23 protein-coding genes and 1 other RNA gene are annotated in these 24,628 nt (G+C 66.5%); 9 read left to right on the top strand and 15 right to left on the bottom strand.

What is annotated here, in order from left to right:
- Positions 1–149 precede the first annotated feature (149 nt).
- Both rnhA and HFGMBDPB_RS10985 read right to left on the bottom strand, forming a co-directional pair.
- The gene (gene rnhA, locus HFGMBDPB_RS10990) at positions 150–596 is read right to left on the bottom strand and encodes a ribonuclease HI (protein WP_016447441.1); all 447 of its coding nucleotides are present in this window, start codon (positions 594–596) and stop codon (positions 150–152) included.
- Positions 593–1,402, bottom strand: a complete 810-nt coding sequence (locus tag HFGMBDPB_RS10985) for a class I SAM-dependent methyltransferase (RefSeq protein WP_017404536.1) — start codon at positions 1,400–1,402, stop codon at positions 593–595. The genes rnhA and HFGMBDPB_RS10985 overlap by 4 nt, the downstream gene beginning before the upstream one ends.
- Positions 1,403–1,421: 19 nt before the next feature.
- On the opposite strand from HFGMBDPB_RS10985, the gene gloB reads away from it, so the two are divergent.
- On the top strand, positions 1,422–2,195 hold the full coding sequence (gloB, locus tag HFGMBDPB_RS10980) for a hydroxyacylglutathione hydrolase (RefSeq protein ID WP_016447443.1): 774 nt from the start codon (positions 1,422–1,424) through the stop codon (positions 2,193–2,195).
- Entirely contained in the window at positions 2,195–3,733 is a 1,539-nt protein-coding gene (locus HFGMBDPB_RS10975; protein WP_016451348.1) for a transglycosylase SLT domain-containing protein, read from the top strand. Before gloB ends, HFGMBDPB_RS10975 begins: the two co-directional genes overlap by 1 nt.
- Positions 3,734–3,800: 67 nt before the next feature.
- On the opposite strand, the gene HFGMBDPB_RS10970 is transcribed toward HFGMBDPB_RS10975, so the two are convergent.
- The 5 genes from HFGMBDPB_RS10970 to dnaX form a co-directional block, all read right to left on the bottom strand.
- Positions 3,801–4,886 (bottom strand): ABC transporter substrate-binding protein, encoded by a 1,086-nt coding sequence (locus HFGMBDPB_RS10970; protein WP_016447445.1) that lies wholly within the window; start codon positions 4,884–4,886, stop codon positions 3,801–3,803.
- 84 nt (positions 4,887–4,970) lie between these two features.
- Positions 4,971–5,402, bottom strand: a complete 432-nt coding sequence (locus tag HFGMBDPB_RS10965; protein ID WP_212645400.1) for an MAPEG family protein — start codon at positions 5,400–5,402, stop codon at positions 4,971–4,973.
- Positions 5,403–5,447: 45 nt separating this feature from the next.
- Entirely contained in the window at positions 5,448–6,038 is a 591-nt protein-coding gene (recR, locus tag HFGMBDPB_RS10960; protein ID WP_034365541.1) for a recombination mediator RecR, read from the bottom strand.
- Positions 6,039–6,184: 146 nt separating this feature from the next.
- Positions 6,185–6,517 carry a YbaB/EbfC family nucleoid-associated protein gene (locus tag HFGMBDPB_RS10955; RefSeq protein ID WP_012206701.1) on the bottom strand — a complete coding sequence of 111 codons (333 nt, stop codon included), beginning with the start codon at positions 6,515–6,517 and terminating at the stop codon, positions 6,185–6,187.
- Positions 6,518–6,564: 47 nt separating this feature from the next.
- Complete coding sequence (gene dnaX / locus HFGMBDPB_RS10950; RefSeq protein WP_212645399.1) at positions 6,565–8,751, bottom strand: DNA polymerase III subunit gamma/tau; 2,187 nt, start codon at positions 8,749–8,751, stop codon at positions 6,565–6,567.
- Between the two features lie 100 nt (positions 8,752–8,851).
- Between dnaX and ffs the strand changes: the two genes are divergently transcribed.
- An RNA gene (gene ffs, locus HFGMBDPB_RS10945) (signal recognition particle sRNA small type) lies at positions 8,852–8,948 on the top strand.
- A 65-nt stretch (positions 8,949–9,013) separates the two neighbouring features.
- Here the strand turns inward: ffs and HFGMBDPB_RS10940 are convergent.
- Positions 9,014–10,390 carry a TIGR03862 family flavoprotein gene (locus HFGMBDPB_RS10940; RefSeq protein WP_209671526.1) on the bottom strand — a complete coding sequence of 459 codons (1,377 nt, stop codon included), beginning with the start codon at positions 10,388–10,390 and terminating at the stop codon, positions 9,014–9,016.
- A 271-nt stretch (positions 10,391–10,661) separates the two neighbouring features.
- Here HFGMBDPB_RS10940 and trxA point away from each other — a divergent pair, with 271 nt between their 5' ends.
- Both trxA and rho read left to right on the top strand, forming a co-directional pair.
- Positions 10,662–10,994, top strand: coding sequence for a thioredoxin TrxA (trxA, locus tag HFGMBDPB_RS10935; RefSeq protein WP_016447450.1), 333 nt, complete (start codon positions 10,662–10,664; stop codon positions 10,992–10,994).
- Positions 10,995–11,260: 266 nt separating this feature from the next.
- Positions 11,261–12,523: a transcription termination factor Rho gene (gene rho, locus HFGMBDPB_RS10930; protein ID WP_016447451.1), complete on the top strand. Its 1,263-nt coding sequence runs from the start codon at positions 11,261–11,263 to the stop codon at positions 12,521–12,523.
- A 66-nt stretch (positions 12,524–12,589) separates the two neighbouring features.
- Here the strand turns inward: rho and HFGMBDPB_RS10925 are convergent, their stop codons facing one another.
- On the bottom strand, positions 12,590–13,999 hold the full coding sequence (locus HFGMBDPB_RS10925) for a CoA transferase (RefSeq protein WP_212645398.1): 1,410 nt from the start codon (positions 13,997–13,999) through the stop codon (positions 12,590–12,592).
- Between the two features lie 100 nt (positions 14,000–14,099).
- Between HFGMBDPB_RS10925 and HFGMBDPB_RS10920 the strand changes: the two genes are divergently transcribed.
- The 4 genes from HFGMBDPB_RS10920 (at position 14,100) to HFGMBDPB_RS10905 (ending at position 18,912) form a co-directional block, all read left to right on the top strand.
- Positions 14,100–15,293, top strand: a complete 1,194-nt coding sequence (locus HFGMBDPB_RS10920; protein WP_016447453.1) for a citrate synthase family protein — start codon at positions 14,100–14,102, stop codon at positions 15,291–15,293.
- 114 nt (positions 15,294–15,407) lie between these two features.
- Positions 15,408–15,653 (top strand): type B 50S ribosomal protein L31, encoded by a 246-nt coding sequence (locus HFGMBDPB_RS10915; protein ID WP_012206708.1) that lies wholly within the window; start codon positions 15,408–15,410, stop codon positions 15,651–15,653.
- A 155-nt stretch (positions 15,654–15,808) separates the two neighbouring features.
- A complete protein-coding gene (locus tag HFGMBDPB_RS10910; protein WP_016447454.1) occupies positions 15,809–17,548 on the top strand; it encodes a glycosyltransferase family protein in 1,740 nt (579 codons plus the stop codon).
- The gene (locus HFGMBDPB_RS10905) at positions 17,545–18,912 is read left to right on the top strand and encodes an MATE family efflux transporter (protein WP_016451342.1); all 1,368 of its coding nucleotides are present in this window, start codon (positions 17,545–17,547) and stop codon (positions 18,910–18,912) included. Before HFGMBDPB_RS10910 ends, HFGMBDPB_RS10905 begins: the two co-directional genes overlap by 4 nt.
- Positions 18,913–18,940: 28 nt before the next feature.
- On the opposite strand, the gene phoR is transcribed toward HFGMBDPB_RS10905, so the two are convergent.
- The 6 genes from phoR to pstC form a co-directional block, all read right to left on the bottom strand.
- Positions 18,941–20,335, bottom strand: a complete 1,395-nt coding sequence (gene phoR / locus HFGMBDPB_RS10900; RefSeq protein WP_212645397.1) for a phosphate regulon sensor histidine kinase PhoR — start codon at positions 20,333–20,335, stop codon at positions 18,941–18,943.
- A 120-nt stretch (positions 20,336–20,455) separates the two neighbouring features.
- Positions 20,456–21,151, bottom strand: coding sequence for a phosphate regulon transcriptional regulator PhoB (gene phoB / locus HFGMBDPB_RS10895; protein ID WP_016447457.1), 696 nt, complete (start codon positions 21,149–21,151; stop codon positions 20,456–20,458).
- A gap of 20 nt (positions 21,152–21,171) precedes the next feature.
- Entirely contained in the window at positions 21,172–21,873 is a 702-nt protein-coding gene (gene phoU, locus HFGMBDPB_RS10890; RefSeq protein WP_016447458.1) for a phosphate signaling complex protein PhoU, read from the bottom strand.
- Positions 21,874–21,886: 13 nt separating this feature from the next.
- Positions 21,887–22,669 carry a phosphate ABC transporter ATP-binding protein PstB gene (pstB, locus tag HFGMBDPB_RS10885; protein WP_016447459.1) on the bottom strand — a complete coding sequence of 261 codons (783 nt, stop codon included), beginning with the start codon at positions 22,667–22,669 and terminating at the stop codon, positions 21,887–21,889.
- Positions 22,670–22,707: 38 nt separating this feature from the next.
- Complete coding sequence (gene pstA, locus HFGMBDPB_RS10880; protein WP_034347746.1) at positions 22,708–23,571, bottom strand: phosphate ABC transporter permease PstA; 864 nt, start codon at positions 23,569–23,571, stop codon at positions 22,708–22,710.
- A gap of 17 nt (positions 23,572–23,588) precedes the next feature.
- The gene (gene pstC / locus HFGMBDPB_RS10875) at positions 23,589–24,527 is read right to left on the bottom strand and encodes a phosphate ABC transporter permease subunit PstC (protein ID WP_016447461.1); all 939 of its coding nucleotides are present in this window, start codon (positions 24,525–24,527) and stop codon (positions 23,589–23,591) included.
- Positions 24,528–24,628: the final 101 nt, after the last annotated feature.

The raw sequence follows: 24,628 nt of genomic DNA, 5'->3' as shown, positions 1-24,628 counted from the left end.
GCCTGGCAGGGCGTGCATTAATTTCCACTTATGGAAATATTAGCTGCACCCATCGAGTCCTGTGTCTGGGGTTTTCATCTACCGCGTTTGAGGTAGTCCTCGGGAAGAGGAGCAAGGGACAGGCATTGCACCTGTCCCGCACAAGGCGTTCAGCGTCCCAGCGCCTGATCCACGCCCATGTTGGCCAGCGCGTCGGCGCGCTCGTTGCCGGGATCGCCCGCATGGCCCTTGACCCAGCGCCAGTCGATGCGGTGCCCGCCCCCCTGCACCAGGGCGTCCAGCCGCTGCCACAGCTCCACGTTCTTGACGGGCTCCTTGGAGGCCGTCTTCCAGCCCTTGGCCTTCCAGCCGTGGATCCACTCGGTGATGCCCTTGAGCACGTACTGGCTGTCGATGTAGAGCACCACGTCGCAGGGCCGCCTGAGCGCAGACAGCGCCTCGATCACGGCCATCATCTCCATGCGATTGTTGGTGGTGTTCAGCTCGCCGCCGAACAGCTCCTTCCTGGCGCTGCCAGCCTCCAGCACCACGCCCCAGCCGCCAGGACCCGGATTGCCCTTGCAGGCACCGTCCGTATAGATAACAACTTGATTCAAAAAAAATCCTTGATATGAATGGCCCGGCCGTCAGGCCGGTTGGAATGCAGATCACCGTCCGGCGCGGCCTGTGCCGGCATGCGACGGGCGACCGGCACCGTGGCGCCCGACACGACCGCGCGGCCGCGCCAGGCAGGCTCCAGCATGCGCGCACCCGGCACACGCTTGACGGCCACCACGCAGTACACACCGCCCAGCATGGGCCAGCCCAGCCGTCCCACGCGGTCCATGAACTGCCAACGGCGCAGCCAGCGATCCGTCTGCACGGCGGGACGATAACAGCCGAATTGCACGGCCTCGATCTCGAAGGCCAGCAATCGCAGCCAGTCGCGCAGCCGCCAGTAACCCACGCCCCAGCCCACATCGGGCAGGTACACGCCACGCTCGGCACGCCGCTGCACGCCCAGCAAACTGGCAGGATTGAGTCCGCACACCACGATGCGGCCTTCAGGCATCAGCACCCTGGCCGCCTCGCGCAGCACGGCATGCGGGTCCGGCGAGGTCTCCAGCGTATGGGGCATCACGACCAGGTCGAGGCTGGCCTCGGGAAATGGCAGCGCGGCGGGATCGGCCAGCAGCGCCACGGGAACCTCCAGCGGGGCGGCGCCGTCCGCTGGCGCTGCATCCTGCGTGGAATCCAGCGCCAGCCAGCGGTGCGGCATGCGGTTGGCACGCAGCCCCTGGAGCATGGGCATGCCCAGCTGCAGGCTGTGATAGCCGAAAATATCGGCCACCGCCTCGTCGCAGCGCTGCTGCTCCCATTCCAGCAGGTAGTGGCCGAGGGCAGATTGCGTCCAGTGATGCATCCCTATAATTTTGCTGCTCATGAACCTGTTGCCCATTCCTGCTTTTTCCGACAACTACATCTGGCTGCTGCATGACGCCGGGCAGGCCCTGGTCGTCGATCCCGGCGATGCAGCGCCCGTGCTCGCCACGTTGCACCGGCTGGGCCTGCAGCTGCAGGGCATTTTAGTCACCCACCACCATGCCGATCATGTCGGTGGCGTGGCCCAGCTGCACCAGGCCACGGGCGCCCAGGTCTGGGGTCCTGCCTACGAGCAGTTGCCCGAACCCGTTCAGCGCGTGCAGGGAGGCGATGCCGTGCAGGCGCTGGGCGGCCCCTGGCAGGTCATCGATGTGCCAGGCCATACCAGCGGCCACATTGCCTTCTACAGCACGGCGGCACAGGCACAGCCCGTGCTGTTTTGCGGCGACACGCTGTTTTCCGGGGGATGCGGCCGCCTGTTCGAGGGCACTGCGCAGCAGATGCAGCAATCGCTGGACGATCTGGCCTCGCTGCCGGGCAATACACTGGTGTGCTGCGCACATGAGTACACAATGTCCAACCTGCGCTTTGCTCAGGCCGTGGAACCAAACAACGAAACCCTGGCTCACTACCAGCGGCATTGTCAGGCGTTGCGCGAGGCCGGTCGGCCCACGCTGCCATCCCTGATGGAGACCGAGCGCTCCATCAATCCCTTTCTGAGAACGCGCGAATCCGCGGTGGCCGCGGCCGCCGCAGGCTTCGACGCACAGGTGAGACAGCAGGACCCTGCCAGCGTGCTGGCCGGCCTGCGCCAATGGAAAAACGTCTTCTGATGAAACTGCTACACACCCTGCTGCTGGGCAGCCTGCTGGTTCTTGCCGGCTGCGCCACCACCAGCGGCCCGGACTTGGCCGGCACGACGGATCCCTCCCCCAGCCCCGCACCCCACTCCCCCATGTATCCCAAAGGGCCGCTGAGCCCGCTGGGCACAGGCAGTGCCAGCAACGGCGACGTGGCCTCGCTGGAGACCACGGGCGACCTGTGGGTACGCATCCGCCAGGGCTTTGCCATGCCCGACCTGGACCAGGATCTGGTCAAGGACCGCGAGCAGTGGTACGCCAGCCGTCCCGACTACATACAGCGCATGACCGAGCGCTCCAGCAAATACCTGTTCCACATCGTCGAGGAACTGGAGCGGCGCAACATGCCCACCGAGCTGGCGCTGCTGCCCTATATCGAGAGTGCCTTCAACCCGCAGGCCGTCTCCACCGCCAAGGCGGCCGGCATGTGGCAGTTCATGCCGGCCACCGGCACCTATTTCGACCTCAAGCAGAACGCCTTCCGCGACGACCGCCGCGACGTGCTGGCCTCCACGCGCGCCGCGCTGGACTACTTGCAAAAGCTCTATGACATGTTCGGCGACTGGCACCTGGCCCTGGCCGCCTACAACTGGGGCGAAGGCAGCGTGGGCCGCGCCATCAAGCGCAACGAGAAGCTGGGGCTGCCCACGGGCTACACCGACCTGCAGATGCCGGCCGAGACCCGCATGTACGTGCCCAAGCTGCAGGCCGTCAAGAACATCGTGGCCAACCCCGATGCGTTCAACACCGAGCTGCCGGTGATCGAAAACCACCCCTACTTCCAGACCGTCACCATCACCCGCGACATCGACGTGGAACTGGTGGCCAAGCTGGCCGACGTATCGACCGAGGACTTCAAGGCGCTGAATCCCAGCTTTCGCAAGCCGGTGATCTTTGCGGCCGGCACGCCGGAGATCCTGCTGCCCTGGGACAACGCCAAGGTGTTTCGCCGCAACATGCAGGCCTTCGACGAAGGCCAGTACGCGAGCTGGACCGTCTGGACCGTGCCCTCCACCATCAGCGTGGCCGAGGCGGCCCAGCGCGTGGGCCTGGGCGAGTCCGACCTGCGCGCCCTCAACAACATTCCGCCGCGCATGCTGATCAAGGCCGGCTCCGCGCTCATGGTGCCGCGCGGCGCCAACGTGCGTGCCGACGTGGCCGGCCACGTGGCCGACAACGGCCAGATCAGCTTTGCCCCCGAGATCATCACGCGCCGCACCACCATCAAGGCACGCAAGCGCGACACGCTGATCAGCGTGGCCAACCGCTACGGCGTCAGCGTGTCCAACCTGGCGGACTGGAATGACCTGAAGTCCTCGGCCACGCTGCATGCAGGCCAGTCGCTGGTGGCCTATCTGCCGGTACGCGCCAGCAGCGGCGGCAACGCCCGCGCAGCCAAGTCCACGGGAACCGCACGCAAGGTGGCCGTTCAGCCGCAAAGCCGCAACGCCAAGACGGCCGTCACCACGGCACAGCGCGGAGGCAAGCCATCCAAGGTGAAAAAGCGCTGAGGAATCCCTCTGGCACCCGCTTCACGGAGCCCGCTTTCGCGGGCTTTTTTGCGTGCGGCCGCCGGGCTCAGGTGTGAAAGCGCTGGCGGGACTGGCGCACGAATTCGTTGGTGTACGAGCGCTCCAGGTCAATGCCGCCGCGCGCCAGCGCAGGGTCGAGCCGGACCAGCGCACGCAGGGCCGTGGCGGGCCCGTCATCGGGCATCATCCCATCGGGCGAAATCGTGGTGCGCATGTGCTCGAAGGCCGACAGATAGGCGCGCCGGGAGCCCAGCAGATAGGGCGCAGGCACGGCCCGCAGCACATCCATGGGCGCGGCAGTCTGCAGCCACTTGAGCGAGCGCACCATGGCGTTGCTGAGCGCCTGGGCCTTGGCCGGGTTCCTGCGCAAGAAGGCCTGTGTCGCATACAGCGTGCCCGAGGGCATGGAGCCGCCGTACAACTGCGCGCTGCTGCGCAGATCACGCAGGTCCCGCACGATGCGCACGGCGCCCTTGTCCTCCAGCACGCTCATCAGCGGGTCCGCATGGCACAGCGCATGCACACGCCCGGTGCGCAGCGCCTCCATGGCATCGGGCCCCGAGCCCACGCCCACCAGTTGCACCGCAGCGGGATCCAGGCCATCGCCCAGCAGCATCAGCTGCATGGCCCGGGCCGTGGATGCGCCCAGCGAGGAAACACCCACGCGCCGCCCGCGCAGATCGGCCAGCGTCTGGTAGCGCGGCATCCAGCGCGCAGCCACGCCCAGCGCGATCTGGGGTGCACGCCCCTGCACGACGAAGGCCCGCAGCTGGCTGCCGCGCTGCTGGGCAAGAAGCGTGTGTTCATAGGCGCCCGCGCAGACATCGGCGGCGCCCGACTCCAGGGCCTGCAGCGACTGCGATCCGCCTGGATAGTCCTCAATGCGCACGGCCAGGCCTTCGGCCTCGAAATAACCCAGCTGCTGCGCAATCACCAGCGGCAGGTAGTACAGCAGGCCCTGGCCGCCCACGGCAATCGTCAGCAGCTCGGCCGAGCCGAGCACAGGGAGCGACCAAAGAGGAGCCAGCCCCAGAAGGCTCAACAAGGTTCGGCGATCAAGCACGTGGGAAGACATGATGGTTATTTTGCTGCAGTGCAACACGATCATGCCCAGAGCCCGCATACGCAGCATCGGTGCTTGCCCGTACGTGAAACACCTCAGGGCCTGTGGTGCAGGCCCTGCGCGGGACGAGGGCGCCGGATGCGGCCGCAGGCCTCAGCGGTAGCCTGCGAAAAACAGCAGCAGATTCACCACCAGGGCCAGGGCCCAGGCCAGACTGCGCAGCGTGGCGCGGTCCATCACATAGAAGGCGATGTAGGCGATGCGCAACACCACGAAGGCCACGGCAAGGCCATCGACCCGCGCAGCTGGCGCGCCCAGTTGCCAGGCAACCAGCAAGGCGCCAATGAAGAACGGCAGGCACTCGAAACTGTTGGCCTGCGCCGCATTCGCCCGCGCCTGGTAGCCGGTCTGCTGGGCGAGCCAGGCGCGGGGGTCGTGGTTGTCGAAGCCGCGCTGCCCCGGCCGGTGCTTCATTCCGGGCGCCTTGGCGATGTAGGCGCAGACCAGCGGCAGCAGGACCACCACCAGCAGGCACCAATGGGCAAGGGAAAAACCGCCGGGCGGCAGGACGACAGAGGTCGGCATACGGGCTCCTGATGAAAAGACAAGGAATGCTGGCCGCCTCCACCACTACCGGCGATCCACCAGCGCATGGGCGATCGTACCCAGGTCCACGTACTCGAGTTCGCTGCCGATGGGCACGCCGCGCGCCAGCCGCGTCACATGGATGCCGCGCGCTTTCAGCGCCTCGCTGATCGCATGGGCCGTGGCCTCGCCCTCGGCCGTGAAACTGGTGGCCAGGATCACCTCCTGCACCTTGCCGTCGCCAGCGCGCTCCAGCAGGGATGACAGATTCAGGTCGCGCGGACCTATGCCGTCGAGCGGCGACAGCCGCCCCATCAGCACGTAGTAGTAGCCGTTGTAGGCCCCCGTGCGTTCCATGGCCCCCATGTCGGCAGGCGCCTCCACCACGCACAGCCGGGCCGAGTCGCGCCCGTCGTCCTGGCAGATGGAGCAGATGCGGCCTTCGGTGAAGGTATGGCAGCGCTCGCAATGGCTTACCGACTCCACGGCCGTGGTCAGGGCACGGGCCAGCTGCCGCGCGCCGTCCTGGTCGCGCTGCAACAGGTGAAAGGCCATGCGCTGCGCAGACTTGATGCCCACGCCCGGGAGCCTGCGCAGGGCTTCGATCAGACCATCGAGCGATTGCACATCCGACATGGCGGCTTCCTTTCAATGAAGAAGATTCTCAGAAAAAAAGCGACCTGCAAGGGCAGATCGCTCGATGGCCGCTCAACGCAATTGAGTGGCTGGGGAAACCGTCACGGCCTCTCCTGGCTGTTCGGCACAACCTCTCGGGGCCAGCCTCAGAAAGGGAACTTCATGCCGCCCGGCAGGCCGGGCATGCCGGCCGTGAGCTTGCCCATCTTTTCGTTGGAGGTTTCTTCTGCCTTGCGCACGGCAGCGTTGAAGGCGGCAGCCACCAGGTCTTCCAGCATGTCCTTGTCTTCGGCCAGCAGGCTGGGGTCGATGGTGATGCGCTTGACGTCGTGCTTGCAGGTCATGACCACCTTCACCAGGCCCGCGCCGGACTCGCCTTCCACCTCGATGTTGCCCAGTTCATCCTGGGCCTTCTTGAGGTTGTCCTGCATGGCCTGGGCTTGCTTCATCAGGCCGGCCAGTTGTCCTTTGTTGAACATGTGAGTTCCTTCTTCTGTAGGGTAAAAACGAAACGCTCTAGAGCGTGTCAGGGCTGAATGGATACGGGCTTGATACTGCCAGGCACGATTTTCGCGCCATGGCTGCGGATCAGGGTCTGCACCAAAGAATGATTCATCACGATGTCTTCGGCAATGCGCTGGCGCTCATGGCTGGCCACCGCATTGCGCCGTGCGGGGCTGTCCACCACGGCGCCCTGCTCGACATGCAGCTGCCGGGCCAGGCCGGAAGCCTCCAGCGCCGCACGCAGGCGCTCGCGCGTGGCGGGCTGGGCCAGCGAGCTGCTTTCCACACGCAGCGTCCAAGTATCGCCCTCGCGCGCCACCAGCTGCGACTGCAGCGCCAGCTGGCGCGCCAGCGCAGTGACGGCCTCGGCCTGCACCAGTTGCTGGACGGCAGCGTGCCAGACATCGCCCTCGGCCGTGCGCTCCACGGTCGGCGCGGGTGGCGCATCCGGGGACTGGCGGCCACGTTCGGGAGCGAAATCCTGCACATCGATCTGAGTGTCGATCTGCGGTTCGGACTGCCGTGCCACGGCAGCGGCAGGCGGCTCCAGGGCCAGATCTCCGTCATCGCTCCAGCGGCCTTCGTCGGCCCAGCCCTCATCGGGCATCCCGGCCCAGGCACCCTCGTCCGGCGCATCGGCATCCTGCACCTGCGGCGCCTCATCGGCAGAAGAGTCTGCGTCTTCCTGCACATCGTCCACGGGCTCATCCACAGGCTCGTCCAGGGGCTCTTGGGCGACACCGGCGGCCGGCTTCAGCTCTGGAGCAGCGGAAGGCCTGGCCTCCTGGACAGGCGCAAGCACAGGTTCCGGCCTGGCAACTGCGGCCACGGCCACGGGCGCCTGAACAGGCGCTGGAGCCGCAACGGCTTGCACCACGGGAGCGACCACGGCGGGCGCAGCGGTCACGGGAGATACGACAGGCGCGACAGGAGCAGGAGGCGCGACCGGGACGGGCATGGCCGCCTTGACTGGGACAGCGGGGGCCTCGGGCACAGCGGGCTGTGCGGGCCGCGTCTGCGCAAAGGGCGCGGGAGATTCAGGCTTCGCCGTGGAGGGGGTCAGCGCTGGAGTTTTTTTTTCAGCCGCGCCCGGGGCGGGCTCTGCAGATTGCGGCTTGAACGCCAGCAGCCGCAGCAGCGCCATGGTCAGCGCCGCGTACTCGTCGGGTGCCAGGCCCAGTTCGGCCCGACCATGCAGGCAGATGCTGTAGAGCAGCTGGGTTTCGTCGCGCGGCATCAGCACCGCAAGGCGGGCGATCTCTGCGGCCTCCGGATCGCTGGCGTCGGCGGCCATCTGCGGCACAGCCTGCGCCACGGCCATGCGCTGCAGCACGGCGCACATTTCCTCCAGCGTGGAGGCTGCAGACAGGCCATTGCGGCGCAGCGCCTCGGAGGTTTCCACCACCACCTGGCCATCGGCCTGGGCGAGTGCCTCGATCAGGCGGAACACATGGCTGCGGTCCACGCTGCCCAGCATCTGGCGCACCATGGACTCCTGCAGCTGGCCGCTGCCAAAGGCAATGGCCTGGTCGGTCAGCGACAGCGCATCGCGCATGGAGCCGCGCGCGGCGCGAGACAGCAGGCGCAGGGCCTGGGGTTCGGAAGCCACGCCTTCCTGGCCAAGCACCTGGCCCAGATGCTCCAGCACGGTCTCGGGCGCCATGGGCCGCAGGTTGAACTGCAGGCAGCGGCTGAGCACGGTCACGGGCACCTTCTGCGGATCGGTGGTGGCCAGCACGAACTTCAGGTACTCGGGTGGCTCTTCCAGCGTCTTGAGCATGGCGTTGAAGGCCGTGTTCGTGAGCATGTGCACTTCGTCGATCATGAAGACCTTGAAGCGTCCCTGCACCGGCTTGTAGACGGCCTGCTCCAGCAGGCTTTGCACCTCGTCCACCCCGCGGTTGGAGGCGGCGTCCAGCTCGGTGTAATCGGGAAAGCGGCCGCTGTCGATTTCGGTACAGGCCGCACAGACGCCGCAGGGCGTTGCCGTGATGCCGCCCTGGCCATCGGCGCCCTGGCAGTTGAGCGACTTGGCCAGAATGCGCGAGACCGTGGTCTTGCCCACGCCGCGCGTGCCGGTGAACAGATAGGCATGGTGCAGGCGCTGCTGCGTCAGGGCATTGGTGAGCGCCTGAACGACATGCTCCTGCCCCACCATTTCGGAGAAATTGCGGGGGCGGTATTTGCGGGCCAGCACAAGATAAGACATCCCGCGATTCTACGGGGCTGAGCACCCTCGCCCGGTGCGCCCCGGGTTTGGCCGGCCTTGTCGCCCGGGCAGCCCGGTGTTTGCCCCTATAATCGGGAGTGACGGGCCTCCTCGCATGGGGAAGCGGCCAACCGGGTCAGGTGGGGAACCAAGCAGCCCTAACCGTGAAACCAGTGCCGAGGGCAAGGCTCGTCACCTTCCATTGAACAGCAGGCCCTGCGGGCGCCTGCCCCGTCCAAGCCCGCAGCGGCCCCTTCTCTCCTCAACGCGTCTCGCCATCCACCTTCAGATAGCGGGCGACGCCCTGTGCCGCGTGCACGCCGCTGGCCATGCATGCCGTCAGCAGGTAGCCACCCGTGGGAGCCTCCCAGTCCAGCATTTCGCCGGCACAGAAAACGCCGGGCGCAGCCACGCACATGCCATTGGCATCCAGCGCCTGCAGCCGCACGCCACCTGCGGTGCTGATGGCCTCATCGATGGGCCGGGCCGCCACCACGGTGATGGGCAGGGCCTTGATGGCCTGGGCCAGCCGCGTGGAATCGGCCACGCCGTCCTTGCCCAGCACCTCATGCAGCACGGCGGCCTTGATGCCGTCCAGGCCCAGGCGCCCCTTCAGATGGCTGGCCAGGCTGCGTGAGCCACGCGGATGGCGCACCTCCGCCAGCACGCGCTCGGGTGTCAACTGGGGCAGCAGGTCGAGATGGACGGTGGCATGCCCGTCGCGCGCAATGGCTTCGCGCAGCGCGGCAGAGACGGCATAGACCAGGCTGCCCTCCACGCCCGTGGTCGTGGCCACGAATTCGCCCTTGCGCGAGAAAACGTTGCCCTGACCATCATCAAAGGACAGCGCCACCGACTTGAAAGGCTGGCCGGCAAAGCGCTCGGTGAAATAGGGGCTCCAGCCGCGCGCAGGCTGGGGGCTGGCCCCCAGCAGCTCGGCCATGAATTCCCTGCGATCGATCTGCCCGCCCGGCGCCGCATCGCCCAGGCCCACATCGAACCCGCAGTTGGAGGGCTTCAACGCAGCGACTTCCACGCCGCGCTGCTCCAGCCAGGGCATCCAGGCGCCATCCGAGCCCAGCCGCGCCCAGCTGCCGCCGCCCAGCGCCAGCACCACGGCCTTCGCGTGCACCTGCAGCCGCCCTTCGGGGGTATCAAAGCCCAGCGCATCGCCATCCCGCCAACCCAGCCAGCGGTGGCGCGTGTGCAGGACCACGCCCTGGGTCTGCAGACGCACCAGCCAGGCACGCAGCAAGGGCGCAGCCTTCATGTCCTTGGGGAATACGCGGCCCGAACTGCCCACAAAGGTTTCCACGCCCAGCTCGCCGGCCCAGGCACGCAGCTGATCCGGGGGCAGCAGCTCCAGCCAGCGCGAGACCTCGGCACTGCGCTCGCCATAGCGGGAGACAAAGGCGGGCAGGTTTTCGGAATGGGTCAGGTTGAGCCCGCCCTTGCCGGCCATGAGGAACTTGCGTCCTGCGGAGGACTTGGCCTCGAACACATGGACAGTCAGCCCCTTGCCGGCCAGCCCTTCGGCCGCCATCAGGCCCGCAGGCCCGGCGCCGATCACCGCCACATCGCAGTCCATCGTGCGCGCCGCCGCGCCGTGTTCAAAAGCATCCATCACATCAGTTCCCATTCCAAGCTCGCATTCAACTTTGCGCTGCCGGCAGACTTATATGCCGGCAGCGCGGGCGCGCAGAATACCCTGCCGCAGGCCGGCCTGCGCGCAGGCGCCACTAATTCCCGATGACCCCGCAACCCTGCTGCCGCCCCGTAAACAGCTATGACAGTCATAGCATCCAGCTACCGCCCATACGGTGCAGCAGGTGATAGGTTTCTGTCACAATCATTTCGCGGTGCGGATTTTCCTGCGCCTTCCTCATTGCGAAAAATCAAGGACATCACCCATGGCCAGCGAACTGATCAAACACATCTCCGACGCAAGCTTTGAAGCTGACGTCTTGCAACCCGGCTCCACGGTGCTGGTCGATTACTGGGCCGAATGGTGCGGTCCCTGCAAGATGATCGCCCCCATCCTCGACGAAGCAGCCCAGACCTACAAGGACAAGCTGTCCATCGCCAAGATGAATGTGGACGAGAACCGCGAGATCCCGGCCAAGTTCGGCATCCGCGGCATCCCCACGCTGATGCTGTTCAAGGACGGCCAGCTGGCTGCCACCAAGGTCGGCGCCCTCAACAAGGCACAGCTGTCTGCTTTCCTGGACCAGCACCTGGCCTGATTCTTCTGACTGCCCCTACACCGGGGCAGCCAAACATGCGGCCCGGCGCTGACCGCTGCACCGCATCGCACTGGCGCACAAACCCTGCGCCAGCGCAAATTTCCCTATGACCTGCGGATTTTTTCCTGTCATAATGCCCTTCATCACCGGCCTTATGCATCGAAGGCCGCGCTGAGACCCTCAGGCAAGCCAGCCCACTTCCACAGTGTTTCGCTTGGCTCAACGCCTCCCCCTGGTTTCTTTCCACTCCGTTCTGGAGTCTCTCCATGCACCTTAATGAACTCAAGGCACTGCACGTGTCTGAAGTCCTGAAGCAGGCCGAAGCGCTTGAGATCGAAAACGTCGGTCGCATGCGCAAGCAAGAGTTGATGTTCGCCATCATCAAAAAGCGCGCCAAGGCCGGGGAACAAGTGTTCGCCGACGGCGTGCTGGAAATCCTGCCGGATGGTTTCGGCTTCCTGCGCAGCCCCGACACCAGCTACACGGCCAGCACCGACGACATCTACATCTCGCCCAGCCAGGTCCGCCGCTTCAACCTGCACACCGGCGACATGATCGAAGGCGAAGTGCGCACACCCAAGGATGGCGAGCGCTACTTTGCCCTGACCAAGCTCGACTCCGTCAATGGCGGCTCGCCCGAGCAGAACAAGCACAAGGTGCTGTTCGAGAATCTGACCCCCCTGTTCCCCACCCAGCAGCTGCGCCTGGAGCGCGAGATCAAGGGCGAGGAGAACATCACCGGCCGCATCATCGACATCATCGCCCCCATCGGCCGCGGCCAGCGCGCGCTGATCGTCGCGCCGCCCAAGAGCGGCAAGACCATGATGATGCAGAGCATCGCCCACGCCATCACGGCCAACCATCCCGACGTTCACCTGATGGTGCTGCTGGTCGATGAGCGCCCCGAGGAAGTGACCGAGATGCAGCGCTCGGTCAAGGGCGAGATCATCGCCTCCACCTTCGACGAGCCCGCCACGCGCCACGTGCACGTGGCCGAGATGGTGATCGAGCGCGCCAAGCGCCTGGTCGAACTCAAGAAGGACGTGGTCATCCTGCTGGACTCCATCACCCGCCTGGCCCGCGCCTACAACAACGTCGTGCCCTCGTCGGGCAAGGTGCTGTCGGGCGGCGTGGACTCCAACGCGCTGCAGCGCCCCAAGCGCTTCTTCGGCGCGGCGCGCAATGTGGAAGAAGGCGGCTCGCTGACCATCATCGCCACGGCCCTGGTCGATACCGGCAGCCGCATGGACGAAGTGATCTTCGAAGAGTTCAAGGGCACGGGCAACAGCGAACTGGCCCTGAACCGCCGCCTCTACGAAAAGCGCGTGTTCCCCGCCATCGAACTCAACAAGAGCGGCACGCGCCGCGAAGAACTGCTGCTGGCTCCCGAGATCCTGCAGAAGACGCGCATCCTGCGCCAGTTCATGTACAACATGGACGAGATCGAGGCCATGGAGCTGATGATCAAGAACATGCGGGCCACCAAGACCAACGTGGACTTCTTCGACATGATGCGCCGCGGCGGCTGATCTCAGAGATCCAGCCCACGGCCCCTCTGCGAACGCCTCGCTCACGCGGGGCGTTTTGCATTCAGCTCACCATACAGCGGCAGCCGTACCCAGGGCGCAAGCCGCACGCTCCCAGTGCATGGGAGCGCCCGCCACCTCCACCGGCGCCCGCAGGCGCCGCGCGGGCCCCCAGGAAGTGGCCTCGACGGCCGCGCCGAAATCCGCACAACGGTCCACCGGCGCCAGCGTGCAGGAGTCCGGATCACCGACGCCCTGGCCCGCCAGGAGATGGGCCGTGCGCGCCAGCGAGGCTTGCACCGTGCTGCCGCCCAGCCCCTGGCTGCGCCGCACCAGCGCCATCACCACGGCGGCCGCCATCAGATAACCCGTTGCATGATCCAACGCCTGCAGCGGCAACGGCGTGGGCCGGTCGCGACCCAGCTGACGCATGCCCGCATCGGCAATGCCGGCGCTCATCTGCACCAGACTGTCGAAACCGCGCCGCTGCTGCCAGGGCCCGCTCCAGCCATAGGCATTGAGCGACACGTCGATGAGCGAAGGATTCACCTGCCGACGCCACGCGGCACCGAATCCCAGGCCTTCCAGCGCGCCGTCCCGGTAGCCATGGACCAGCACATCGGCCCCGGCCAGCAGTTGCTCGAACACGGCACGATGCTGTGGCGCCCGCAGATCCAGCCGGGCACAGCGCTTGCCCAGCGTGACCTCGGGCACCGTGCCGGGCTCCTCCCAGCCCGGCGGATCGATGCGCAATACCTCGGCGCCGTGACCCGCCAGCCATCGCGTGGCAGCGGGGCCGGCCAGAATGCGCGTCAGGTCCAGCACGCGCAGCCCCTGCAGCGGCCGCCTGGCCGATGGCTGCCAGGCACCCGCATGCCGGCTCGATTGCGGATGCGGATGTGGATGCATCTGCCACGCCAGCAAGGGCTCCCGCTGCACTGCGCGACCCTGCGGGTGCGCGGCCCATTCAGACAGCCCGCGCATGGCTGCGGCACAGCCGCCTTGCGCCACAACGGCCGACTCCAGTTCTTGTGCTGCCCAGCGCTCGACCGCGGCAGCCACGGCCTCGCGTTCGGCGGGCGCATCCAGAACGGCCAGTGCCGCTGCACGGTGATGGGGCGCATTGGTATGCAGGCGAATCCAGCCGTCCGCCGTGCGGTAGTCGCCGGCCACGGAATCCCACAGCGCGGGCATCTCCCAGCCCTGCGGATGCAGGCTATGGCCAAACCACAAGGAGGCAAGCCTGCGATCCACCACCACACGCGGCGCTGCAGCGTCGAGCTGCGCGATCAACTCGGATAGGCAAAGGCCTGCCACGCCCAGGCTGGCGGCCGCCAGATCGGAGACCGGGAACACGGAGGCCAAGGAGCCACGACCTCGCTGCTCCAGACGTTGGAGCGCCGCCGGATCACCATCCAGCGCCTCCCAGATCTGGCCGGTGCAATGGTCGAAAGCGCAGGGAAAAGGGAGACGGGACATGGAGCACTCCTGGCAGCTGAAACAAGGCTTGGAACTCGCACCATAGGTTCCTGGTAAATATTGTCAATATTGATTCAATTAATCAACATATGATCGACCCATGCCCGACTACCTGAACTCCACCGAGGCCACCGCGCTGCTGGGCGTGAGCCGTGCCACGCTGTACGCCTATGTCAGCCGAGGCCTGCTGCAGGCCCACGCCGCAGACACGCCGCGCCAAAGCCGCTACCTGCGCGAAGAGGTCGAGCAGCTCGCACGCCAGCGCGGCCAGGGCCGCAAGCCGCGCGAAGTGGCGCAGGCCGCGCTCAGCTGGGGCCTGCCGGTACTGGAGTCCACGATCACATTGATAGAAAAGGGCCGCCTGTACTACCGGGGCGAGGACGCCGTGCACTGGGCGCGAACCCGCACGCTGGAGGAGACAGCCGCCCTCCTGTGGCAATGCCCGACCCAGGCAGCCTTCGCTGCAAACGCCGTGGAGGCCGCGCCTTTGCTGTCCGACCTGCAGCAGCGCATGGCAGGCCAACCGTGCGAAAACACATTGCTGCCCCTGTTCACCGTCGCCAGCGATGACACGGCCACCGCTGCCTGGCAGCAATCACCCGAACGGCTGGCGGCAGGCTGCGGTGCGCTGTTGCGCCTGCTGGCTGCCTGCCTGCTGGGCACCGTGCCGGACAAGGCCGCCATCCATCTGCAATGCGCACGGGCCTGGAAGCTGGATGCGCCAGGCGCGGACCTCGTGCGCATGGCCCTGGTGCTGTGCGCCGACCATGAACTCAACGCATCAGGCTTCACGGCGCGCTGCGTGGCCTCCACGGGCGCAAGCCTGCGCGCTGCCGTGGTGGGAGGCCTTGCCGCTTTGACAGGCGGGCGCCACGGCGGCACGACCGCGCGCGTGGAAGCGCTGTGGGACGAGGTGGGCGAGCAGCAGATCGCCACCCGCCTGCGCCAGCGTCTGGCGCGCGGCGAATCCCTGCCCGGCTTCGGCCACCACCTCTACCCTGATGGCGACGTGCGTGCCGCCCTGCTGCTTGACATGCTGCCGGCGCATGGCCCGGCAACGATGCTGGCCAAGGAGGTGATGGCGCTGACGGGGCAGGCGCCTTCGGTCGATTTCGCGCTGGTGGCCCTGCGACGGCATCTGCAGCTGCCGCCGGGCAGCGCCTTCGGCCTGTTCGCGCTGGGCCGCTGCGCCGGCTGGCTGGCGCAGGCGCTGGAGCAGCGTGCCACCCGGCAAATCATCCGTCCGCGCGCGGCGTACACGGGCCCCAGGCCTGCCGGTTTGGCACGGAACTGAGTACTATGCGATAATGCAGGGCTTTTTCTTGCGGAAAGTACGCTTGATTTGAACCGCTACAAAGGTTGCAGCGGGTCAGGCACGGCTACCGCACTTGCATCAGAAGGAAAGATCATGAAAGAAGGCATCCACCCCAACTACCGCGAAGTGCTGTTCGTGGACCTGTCCAACGGCTTCAAGTTCGTGACCCGCTCCTGCGTGAACACGAAGGAAACCGAAACCTTCGAAGGCAAGGACTACCCCCTGTTCAAGCTGGACACCTCGTCCGAGTCGCACCCCTTCTACACCGGCACGCAAAAGTCGGTGGACAACATGGGCGGCCGTGTGGAGCGCTTCCGCAACCGTTTCGGCAAGAAGTAAATCCTGCTTCTCCGGCCAGAAGGGCAGCACGGGCAACCGCGCTGCCCTTTTGTTTTTCGCAGTCCGGCCAATCCATGCCGGCCAGGCATGCCCCATTCTTTTCGAGGCCCTTGCTTCGCGTATTCTTGCGCCCTCCGTTGCAGAAAGTCCTGTGAGTGAACCAGCCCACCCCTGCCATCGTTGCCCAAAGCGCCGTGCGCCGCCTGCCGCGCTGGTCGCTGCTGCTGCTGTGCCTGGCCTATGTCGTGCCCGGATATGTGGGGCGCAGCCCCTGGCGCATGGCCGACATGGAGGCCTTCGGCTACATGCGGGAGCTGGCCCTGGGCCATACCTCCTGGCTGGCACCGCGCATGGCGGGGCTGCTGCCCGAATCCGAAGGCCTGCTCTCGTACTGGCTCGGTGCGCTGGCCATGCAGGGAGCACCTTCCTGGCTGCACCCGGAGATGGCGGCACGCCTGCCCTTCATCGCCATGCTGGTGATCACGCTGGCGGCCACCTGGTGGGGCGTGTACTACCTGGCGCGCACACCGGGCGCACGCCCCGTGGCCTTTGCCTTTGGCGGTGAGGCCCAGCCTACCGACTATGCGCGCGCCATGGCCGACGGAGGGTTGCTGGCCCTGGTGGCCTGCCTGGGACTGGCCCAGCTCTCCCACGAAACCACCAGCTACATGACCCAGCTGGGCTGCGCGGCCCTGCTGTTCTTTGCCGCCGCCGCCATGCCCTACCACGGCCGCACGGCCACGCTGGCATTGCTGCTGGGCCTGCCCGGCCTGGCACTGAGCGGCGCGCCGACCGTGGCCACGCTGTTCGGCCTGGGCGGTACCGCCATGGCTTTCTTCTCGCGCACCTGGGGCGACGAAGCCACGCCCGCCCCACGCGCATCACGCCTGTGGACCGTGCTGTGGCTGGCGGTGACGATCTTGGCGGCCGCACTGTCCTGGTGGCTGGACCAGTGGGCCTGGCGCGTGGTGGACAGCGGCACTGCCAAGGAATGGCAAAGCCTGGTCAGGCTGCTGCTGTGGTTCAGCTGGCCCGCCTGGCCGCTGGCACTGTGGACGCTGTGGGTCTGGCGTCGCCAGATCGCCACGCCCCGGCGCTATCCCCATCTGGCGCTGCCGCTGTGGTTTGCCATCATTCCGGTGATCGCTTCGTTGAGCACGCTGCCAGCAGACCGCGCCCTGCTGCTGGGCCTGCCCGCCATCGCCACGCTGGCGGCCTTTGCCCTGCCCACGCTGCGCCGCAGCATCAGCGCCCTGATCGACTGGTTCACCCTGCTGTTCTTCAGCGCCGCGGCCATTGCCATCTGGGTGATCTGGCTTTCGCTGCAGACCGGCATTCCCGCCAAGCCCGCCGCCAATGTGGCAAGGCTGGCCCCGCAGTTCACGCCGGAATTCTCGGTGCTGTCCTTCGCCGTGGCGGTGGCCGCCACCCTGGCCTGGTGTGTGCTCGTGGCCTGGCGCACCTCGCGCAACCGTGCGGCCATCTGGAAGAGCCTGGTGCTGCCCGCCAGTGGCGCCACGCTGGCCTGGCTGCTGCTGATGACGCTGTGGCTGCCGCTGATGGACCATGCGCGCAGCTTCGAGCCACAGATGCGCCTGGTACTGGCCGAACTGCCCAGGGACGGCAGCTGCGTTCAAACCTATGGCCTGCCGCGCGCCCACATTGCCGCGCTGCGCTACTACGGTGACATCGATACCCAGCGCCTGAGCATGGCCGGTGCCGCGCGCTGCGACTGGATGGTGGCCGAGGAAGAAACCTGGCTGGATCCTCACAGCGCACGTCTGCAGGCCACCTGGGAGACCGTGGCCCGCGTGGTACGCCCCACCGACCGCAAGGACTTCCTTCTGGTCTTGAAACGCAGGCCTGAGGCGAGGCCCGTCCAGGTCAAGCCATGAACCTGCCAGCGCACGCCCCCCTGAGCGCTGAGCGACGCACCATTGCCCAGCATGCCTTGACCGTGCTGGCCGGGCAGCTGGCCGTGATGGCCTTCGGCGTGACCGACACCATCGTGGCGGGCCGCTATTCAGAAGAGGCGCTGGCGGCGCTGTCCGTGGGATCGGCCATCTTCGTGAGCGTCTACGTCTCGCTGATGGGCATTTTCCAGGCCCTGCTGCCGCTGTGGGCCGAGCACCGCGGCGCCGGACAGCCCCAGGTCATAGGCCGCACGCTGCGGCAGGCCATGTACATGCTGCTGGCGGCCTGCGCCGTGGGCATGGGCGTGCTGCTGTTTCCCGATGCACTGCTGCGCTGGGCCGATGTTCCGCTGCCGCTGCAGGTGCAGGTGCGGGCCTATCTCTCGGTGCTGGCCTGGAGCCTGCCGGCCGCCCTGCTGTTTCGCATCTACAGCACGCTCAACCAGGCGCTGGGCCACCCCTTGCTGGTGACCTGGCTGCAGCTGGTGTCGCTGCTGATCAAGATCCCTTTGTCCATCTGGCTGGCCTTTGGCGGAGCCGGCCTGCCGGCCTTGGGCGCCGAAGGCTGCGCCTGGGCCACGCTGATCGTGAACTACGCCATGGTCGCGCTGGCCTTGTCTTTGATGCGCAGCCAACGCCTGTACGCACCGCTGGCGCTGTGGCAGCGCATGGAGCCGCCGGACTGGCCCCAGCTGGCGCAGTTCGCGCGCCTGGGCATTCCTGCGGGACTGGCGATTCTGGTGGAGGTGACATCGTTCACGCTGATGGCCTTGTTCGTGGCGCGCCAGGGCACGCTGGCCTCGGCCAGCCACCAGATCGCCGCCAACCTTGCGGCGCTGTGCTACATGGTGCCTCTGTCACTGGCCATTGCCACCAGCGCACGGGTCAGCTACTGGCGCGGCGCCGGCGACGAGGTCACGGCGCGGCGCCTGGTCGCCATGGGCTGGCGATTGGCGGCAATGGGCGGGTTGGTGCTGGCCTGTGCACTGTTCCTTTCCCGCGAGGGCCTGGCCCGCATCTACAGCGGCAACCCCGAGGTGGTGGCCATCACCGCCAGCCTGCTGGCCTGGGTGGCTGCCTACCATGTGGCGGACGCCATCCAGACTTTCTGCATCTTCGTGCTGCGCTGCTACCGCATCACCGTGGCGCCGCTGGTCATCTATTGCCTGCTGCTATGGGGTGGCGGTCTGGCCGGCGGATACTGGCTGGCCTATGGCACGGACAGCGTCCTGCCCGCCTGGCTGCACCCGGGCACGCCCGCCCCCTTCTGGGCCGGCAGCGCCTGTGCGCTGCTGGTGACCGCCGTGGTGTTCAGCGCGGTCGTACGCAAGGCCACAAACCGCTGAGCGGGTAGCGGCCATCCGTCAGAGCGCGCTATGCGGCGCGGCTGCCCCGGCTGTCGCTGCTGTCACGGGCCTCGGGCGCAGGAATGCGCACCCGGCTGGCCGGAAAGGTCACCGAAAACTCCGATCCCTGGCCCGGTGCGCTGGTGATGCCCAGCTTGGCACCATGGCGCTGCAGCACATGCTTGACGATGGCCAGGCCCAGGCCCGTGCCGCCGGTATCGCGCGAACGGCTGCGGTCCACGCGGTAAAAGCGTTCCGTCAGGCGTGCCAGGTGCTTGGGCTCGATCCCTGGCCCGGAGTCCTGCACGGCAAAGCGTGCCGATCCATCGGGCAAGGTCTCCCAGGTGACGTCGATGCGCCCGCCTGCCGGTGTGTAGCGCATGGCGTTGGCCAGCAGGTTGGAGAAGGCGCTTTGCAGCTCGGCGCTGGCGCCGGCCACCTCGCCGGCCTGCGCCAGCATCTCGGCCGACGGAAAGCTCAGCGCATGCGGCAGGGATTGCTTGCGTGTCAGCATGGACGACAGGCCGCGCGCCTCGTTTTCGCAGCGCTGCATGAGCTGGGCCACGGGCACCCATTCGTTGCTGCTGGGCAGCGGACTACCCTCCAGGCGCGACAGCGCCAGCAGGTCTTCCACCAGATGCTGCATGCGCTCGGCCTGCTGGGCCATCAGGCCCAGGTAGCGGTTGCGTTCCTCGGGCTCCAGCGGCAGGTTCTGCAGCGTCTCGACAAAGCCCACGAGCACGGTCAGCGGCGTGCGGATTTCATGCGAGACGTTGGCCACGAAGTCACGGCGCATGGCCTCGGCCTGCTCCACCGCGGTCACATCGCGCGCCAGCAGCAGCTTGCGCCCTTCGCCATAGCCGTACAGTTGCACCGACAGCTTGACGGGGCGCGAGGCCGTGCTTTCGCGGCCCTGCATGACCAGATCGCGCGAGAAATCCTGGGTGGCGAAATAGGCGCTGAACTCGGGGTCGCGCACCAGGTTGCCAATGCTTTGCAGCAGGTCGCGTTCGGCATCGAAGCCGAACTGGCGCGCCGCGATCTGGTTGCACCATTCGATGCGGCCGTCGGCATCCAGCAGGACCACGCCGTTGGGACTGGCCTGCAGGGCAGAAAGAATGTCATTGAGCCGCTGGTCGCCCTGCTGCACCTGCTGCACGCTCTGGCGCAGCCAGCGGCGCATGCGCACGCTGGCTTCTCCCCAGATGCCGCTGAGTTCAGGCGCCTCCCGCAGCTCCGACTGGCGCAGCCAGGACAGCAGGCGCATGGCGTTCCAGCTGTCCACCAGCCACCAGATCCAGCCCGCGCACAACGCACCCGCCAGGGCCGCCACGGCCTGTGGCGCCATGCCGGGGCTGGAGGCCGCCATGGCGCCCCACAGCCACCATCCCAGCAATGCGCCCGCGATCTGGGACGCCAACAAGCGAAAACCTCGCCAACCCATACTTGCGCCTTCTTTGCGTTGTATTCGCTGCCTGGGGCAGCGGCGCCCGGGCATGGCCTGCGGGGGCCATGCGTGGATTCATTGGAACGCAGGACCGCCTCAGGCCAGCGCCTGCGCGCTGAGCCGGTAGCCGGCGCCCCGCACCGTTTCGATCAATGCACCGGCCATGCCCAGCGCCTCGCGCAGCCGCTTGACGTGGACGTCCACCGTGCGCTCCTCGATGAAGACGTGATCGCCCCAGACTTTATCCAGCAACTGGGCACGGCTGTGCACACGCTCGGGGTGCTTCATCAGATAGTGCAGCAGCTTGAACTCGGTGGGGCCCACCTTGATCATGTCGCCCTGCCAGCTCACGCGGTGCGCGGCGGCGTCGAGCACCAGCTCGCCGATGCTGACCTTGTCCTGGATCTGCTCGGGCGCGCGGCGCCGCAGCACGGCACGGATGCGCGCCAGCAGCTCCTGGGTCGAGAAGGGCTTGGTGATGTAGTCATCGGCACCCGCATCGAGCCCCGCCACCTTGTCCGGCTCATCGCCGCGCGCCGTGAGCATCAGGATGGGCACGGCCTTGGTGCGGCTGTCGGCGCGCCACTTGCGCGCCAGGGCCAGACCGCTGGCACCGGGCAGCATCCAGTCAAGCAGGATCACGTCGGGCAGCACGGCATCGAGCTCGCGCTGCGCGGTCACGCCGTCCTCGGCCCAGACCGGCTGGAAGCCGTTGTGCCGCAGGTTGACAGCGATCAGCTCCGCGATGGCGGGCTCGTCCTCGACGATAAGGACCATGGGCATCTTCTTCATCCGTTGTTCGCCTCCGGCACTTACAGCACTGCCGACTCGATGGCATCCATGGTCTGGTGGCGGACATCCTTGCCCTCCACCAGATAGATGATCAGCTCGGCCACATTCTTGGAATGGTCACCGATGCGCTCAATGGCCTTGGCCAGGAACAGCAGGTCCAGGCTGGCCGAGATGGTGCGCGGGTCTTCCATCATGTAGGTGATGAGCTTGCGCACGAAGCCGTCGAACTCCTGGTCGATCAGGTCATCTTCCTTGAGGATGGCCACGGCCGCCTTGGTGTCCAGGCGCGCAAAGGCGTCCAGCGTCTTGCGCAGCAGGCCCGAGGCCATCTCGGCCGCAGTGCGCAGGTCGCCCGTGGGCAGGGAGCGTGCGGCGCCGCTTTCGATGATGGACTTGACCATGCGCGCCATCTTGTGCGCTTCGTCGCCCATGCGCTCCAGGTTGGCCGTGGCCTTGGAGAAGGCGATCAGCAGGCGCAGATCGCGCGCCGTGGGCTGGCGCCGGGCAATGATGGACGACAGTTCGTGGTCGATCTCCACTTCCATGGCATTGACGCGCTTTTCTGCGGCATCGACCTGCTCCACGGCCTCGATGCTGAAGCGCGACAGCGCATAGACGGCCTGGCGGATCTGGGACTCGACCAGGCCGCCGAGTTCCATGACGCGCGCCGAGACGCGGTTGAGTTCGCTGTCGAACTGGCTGGAAAGGTGTTTTTCGGTCATCGATGGCTCCTGCTCAGCCGAAGCGGCCGGTGATGTAGTCTTCCGTTTCCTTGCGCTGGGGCTTGAAGAACATCTGCTCGGTGTCTCCGAATTCCACCAGGTCGCCCAGGTACATGTAGGCCGTGTAGTCGCTGCAGCGGGCCGCCTGCTGCATGTTGTGCGTGACGATGACGACGGTGTAGTCGTTCTTCAGTTCGGCAATCAGCTCCTCGATCTTGGCCGTGGAGATCGGATCCAAGGCCGAGCAGGGCTCGTCGAGCAGCAGCACTTCGGGCTTGATGGCAATGCCGCGTGCAATGCACAGGCGCTGCTGCTGGCCGCCGGACAGGCCCGAGCCGCTTTGCTGCAGCTTGTCCTTGACCTCGCCCCACAGGGCCGCCTTGCGCAGTGCCCATTCCACACGGTCGTCCATGTCGGAGGAGCTGAGGTTTTCAAACAGCTTCACGCCGAAGGCGATGTTGTCATAGATGGACATGGGAAACGGCGTGGGCTTCTGGAACACCATGCCGACCTTGGCGCGGATCAGCGCCACGTCCTGCTTGCTGGTCAGCAGGTTCTCGCCGTCCAGCAAGATCTGGCCTTCGGCGCGCTGCTCGGGATACAGCTCGAACATGCGGTTGAAGGTGCGCAGCAGCGTGGACTTGCCGCAGCCCGACGGGCCGATGAAAGCCGTGACCTTCTTTTCGGGAATGTCCAGGTTGATGCCCTTCAAGGCGTGGAACTTGCCGTAGTAGAAGTTCAGGTCGCGCACCGTCAGCTTGGAAGAGGTCAGCGCGCTGGAAGAGGTCGCAGTCATTGCGGAATCCTTGTCCTGGTTGATTGCTTGTTGCTGCATTACTTCTGGCGGGTCAGGAACCGCGCCAGGATATTGAGACCGAGCACCGCCACGGTGATCAGGAACACACCGGCCCAGGCCAGTTGCTGCCAATTCTCGTAAGGGCTCATCGCGAACTTGAAGATGGTCACCGGCAGGCTGGCCATGGGCTTGGACAGGTCGGCATTCCAGAACTGGTTGTTCAGCGCCGTGAACAGCAGCGGGGCGGTCTCGCCGGCAATGCGGGCCACGGCCAGCAGCACGCCGGTGATCACGCCGGCGCGCGCTGCACGCAGCGTCACCATGATGATGACCTTCCACTTGGGCGTGCCCAGCGCGTAGGCGGCTTCGCGCAGGCTGGCAGGCACCAGCACCAGCATGTTCTCGGTGGTGCGGATGACCACGGGAATCACGATCAGCGCCAGCGCCACCACGCCCGCATAGCCGGAAAAGCTCTTGAAGCGCGCCACGACCACGGTGTAGACGAACAGGCCGATCACGATGGACGGCGCCGACAGCAGGATGTCGTTGACGAAGCGTGTGGTATTGGCCAGCCAGCCACGCGCATCGTATTCAGCCAGGTAGACACCGGCCATCACGCCGATGGGCGTGCCCACGAACGTGGCCAGCGCCACCATGATCAGCGAGCCGAAGATGGCGTTGGCAATGCCACCGGCCTCATTGGGCGGAGGCGTCATCTCGCTGAACAGTGCCAGGCTCAGGCCGCCGATGCCAAGGGTGATGGTCTCCCACAGAATCCAGATCAGCCAGAACACGCCGAAGGCCATGGCAGCCAGGGACAGGGTCAGCGCCACCTGGTTTACACGCTTGCGCTGGGCATACTTGGCCTGGCGCACGCGCGACAGCTCGGCGGCATTGATCATCTTGGTGGAGGTGCTGCTCACGAGCGTGCTCCTTCATTCTTTTGCAGGCGGTTGAGCAGGACCTTGGAGCAAGCCAGCACCACGAAGGTGATGAAGAACAGCACCAGACCCAGATAGATCAGCGAAGCCTGGTGCAAGCCCTCGCCCGCTTCGGCGAACTCGTTGGCCAGGGCCGAGGTGATGCTGTTGGCAGCCTCGAAGACCGACAGCGAGTTGAGCTGGTTCATGTTGCCGATCACGAAGGTCACGGCCATGGTCTCGCCCAATGCACGGCCCAGGCCCAGCATCACGCCGCCGAGCACGCCGGTCTTGGTGTAGGGCAGAACCACCTTCCAGACCACTTCCCAGGTCGTGGAACCCAGGCCATAGGCGGACTCCTTGAGCAGGGCCGGAGTGACCTCGAACACATCGCGCATCACGGAGGCGATGAAGGGAATGATCATGATGGCCAGGATGATGCCGGCCGACAGGATGCCGATGCCCACCGGCGGGCCGGACACGAAGGCCTCCAGATAGGGAACGCCCTGGAACAGCTTTTGCAGGGGCTGCTGCACGTAGGTGGACAGCACGGGGCCGAACACCATCAGGCCCCACATGCCGTAGACGATGGAAGGCACGGCGGCCAGCAGCTCCACGGCCGTGCCCAGCGGGCGCTTGAGCCAGGCCGGCGACAGCTCGGTGAGGAACAGCGCGATGCCGAAGCTCACGGGCACCGCAATCAGCAAAGCGATGGCCGAGGTGGCCAGCGTGCCGTAGATCATGACCAGGCCGCCGAATTCGTTGCGAACGGGGTCCCAGACACTGCGGCCGAGGAAACTCAGGCCGTATTCATAGATGGCGGGCCAGGCACCGACCAGCAGCGAGGCCAGGATGGCCAGCAGCAGGCCCAGCGTCAGCAGCGCGGCCAGACGCGCGAGAGCGCCAAACAAGCGATCCGCCACGCGCCCCGACAGCATCGGGGGGCGTAGCGGAGAAGGTGTGCGTCGCTGGGAAGCCTGTGCAGAGGCGGCCAGCGAGTTCGAGGGCGACGTTGTGGACACGTGAGGCGCCTTTATTC

Source organism: Delftia sp. PE138, from assembly GCF_018320755.1.
Taxonomy (GTDB): Bacteria; Pseudomonadota; Gammaproteobacteria; order Burkholderiales; family Burkholderiaceae_C; genus Comamonas; species Comamonas tsuruhatensis.
This window is presented reverse-complemented; position numbering and strand designations above follow the sequence as displayed.

Bases quoted from the DNA above. Each gene is read 5' to 3' on its own strand.
- HFGMBDPB_RS10985 (WP_017404536.1), bottom strand. From the start codon at position 1,402: ATGCATCACTGGACGCAATCTGCCCTCGGCCACTACCTGCTGGAATGG.
- gloB (WP_016447443.1), top strand. From the start codon at position 1,422: ATGAACCTGTTGCCCATTCCTGCTTTTTCCGACAACTACATCTGGCTG.
- HFGMBDPB_RS10975 (WP_016451348.1), top strand. From the start codon at position 2,195: ATGAAACTGCTACACACCCTGCTGCTGGGCAGCCTGCTGGTTCTTGCC.
- HFGMBDPB_RS10970 (WP_016447445.1), bottom strand. From the start codon at position 4,886: ATGCTGCGTATGCGGGCTCTGGGCATGATCGTGTTGCACTGCAGCAAA.
- HFGMBDPB_RS10965 (WP_212645400.1), bottom strand. From the start codon at position 5,402: ATGCCGACCTCTGTCGTCCTGCCGCCCGGCGGTTTTTCCCTTGCCCAT.
- recR (WP_034365541.1), bottom strand. From the start codon at position 6,038: ATGTCGGATGTGCAATCGCTCGATGGTCTGATCGAAGCCCTGCGCAGG.
- HFGMBDPB_RS10955 (WP_012206701.1), bottom strand. From the start codon at position 6,517: ATGTTCAACAAAGGACAACTGGCCGGCCTGATGAAGCAAGCCCAGGCC.
- dnaX (WP_212645399.1), bottom strand. From the start codon at position 8,751: ATGTCTTATCTTGTGCTGGCCCGCAAATACCGCCCCCGCAATTTCTCC.
- HFGMBDPB_RS10940 (WP_209671526.1), bottom strand. From the start codon at position 10,390: ATGGGAACTGATGTGATGGATGCTTTTGAACACGGCGCGGCGGCGCGC.
- trxA (WP_016447450.1), top strand. From the start codon at position 10,662: ATGGCCAGCGAACTGATCAAACACATCTCCGACGCAAGCTTTGAAGCT.
- rho (WP_016447451.1), top strand. From the start codon at position 11,261: ATGCACCTTAATGAACTCAAGGCACTGCACGTGTCTGAAGTCCTGAAG.
- HFGMBDPB_RS10925 (WP_212645398.1), bottom strand. From the start codon at position 13,999: ATGTCCCGTCTCCCTTTTCCCTGCGCTTTCGACCATTGCACCGGCCAG.
- HFGMBDPB_RS10920 (WP_016447453.1), top strand. From the start codon at position 14,100: ATGCCCGACTACCTGAACTCCACCGAGGCCACCGCGCTGCTGGGCGTG.
- HFGMBDPB_RS10915 (WP_012206708.1), top strand. From the start codon at position 15,408: ATGAAAGAAGGCATCCACCCCAACTACCGCGAAGTGCTGTTCGTGGAC.
- HFGMBDPB_RS10905 (WP_016451342.1), top strand. From the start codon at position 17,545: ATGAACCTGCCAGCGCACGCCCCCCTGAGCGCTGAGCGACGCACCATT.
- phoB (WP_016447457.1), bottom strand. From the start codon at position 21,151: ATGAAGAAGATGCCCATGGTCCTTATCGTCGAGGACGAGCCCGCCATC.
- phoU (WP_016447458.1), bottom strand. From the start codon at position 21,873: ATGACCGAAAAACACCTTTCCAGCCAGTTCGACAGCGAACTCAACCGC.
- pstB (WP_016447459.1), bottom strand. From the start codon at position 22,669: ATGACTGCGACCTCTTCCAGCGCGCTGACCTCTTCCAAGCTGACGGTG.
- pstA (WP_034347746.1), bottom strand. From the start codon at position 23,571: ATGATCAATGCCGCCGAGCTGTCGCGCGTGCGCCAGGCCAAGTATGCC.
- pstC (WP_016447461.1), bottom strand. From the start codon at position 24,527: ATGCTGTCGGGGCGCGTGGCGGATCGCTTGTTTGGCGCTCTCGCGCGT.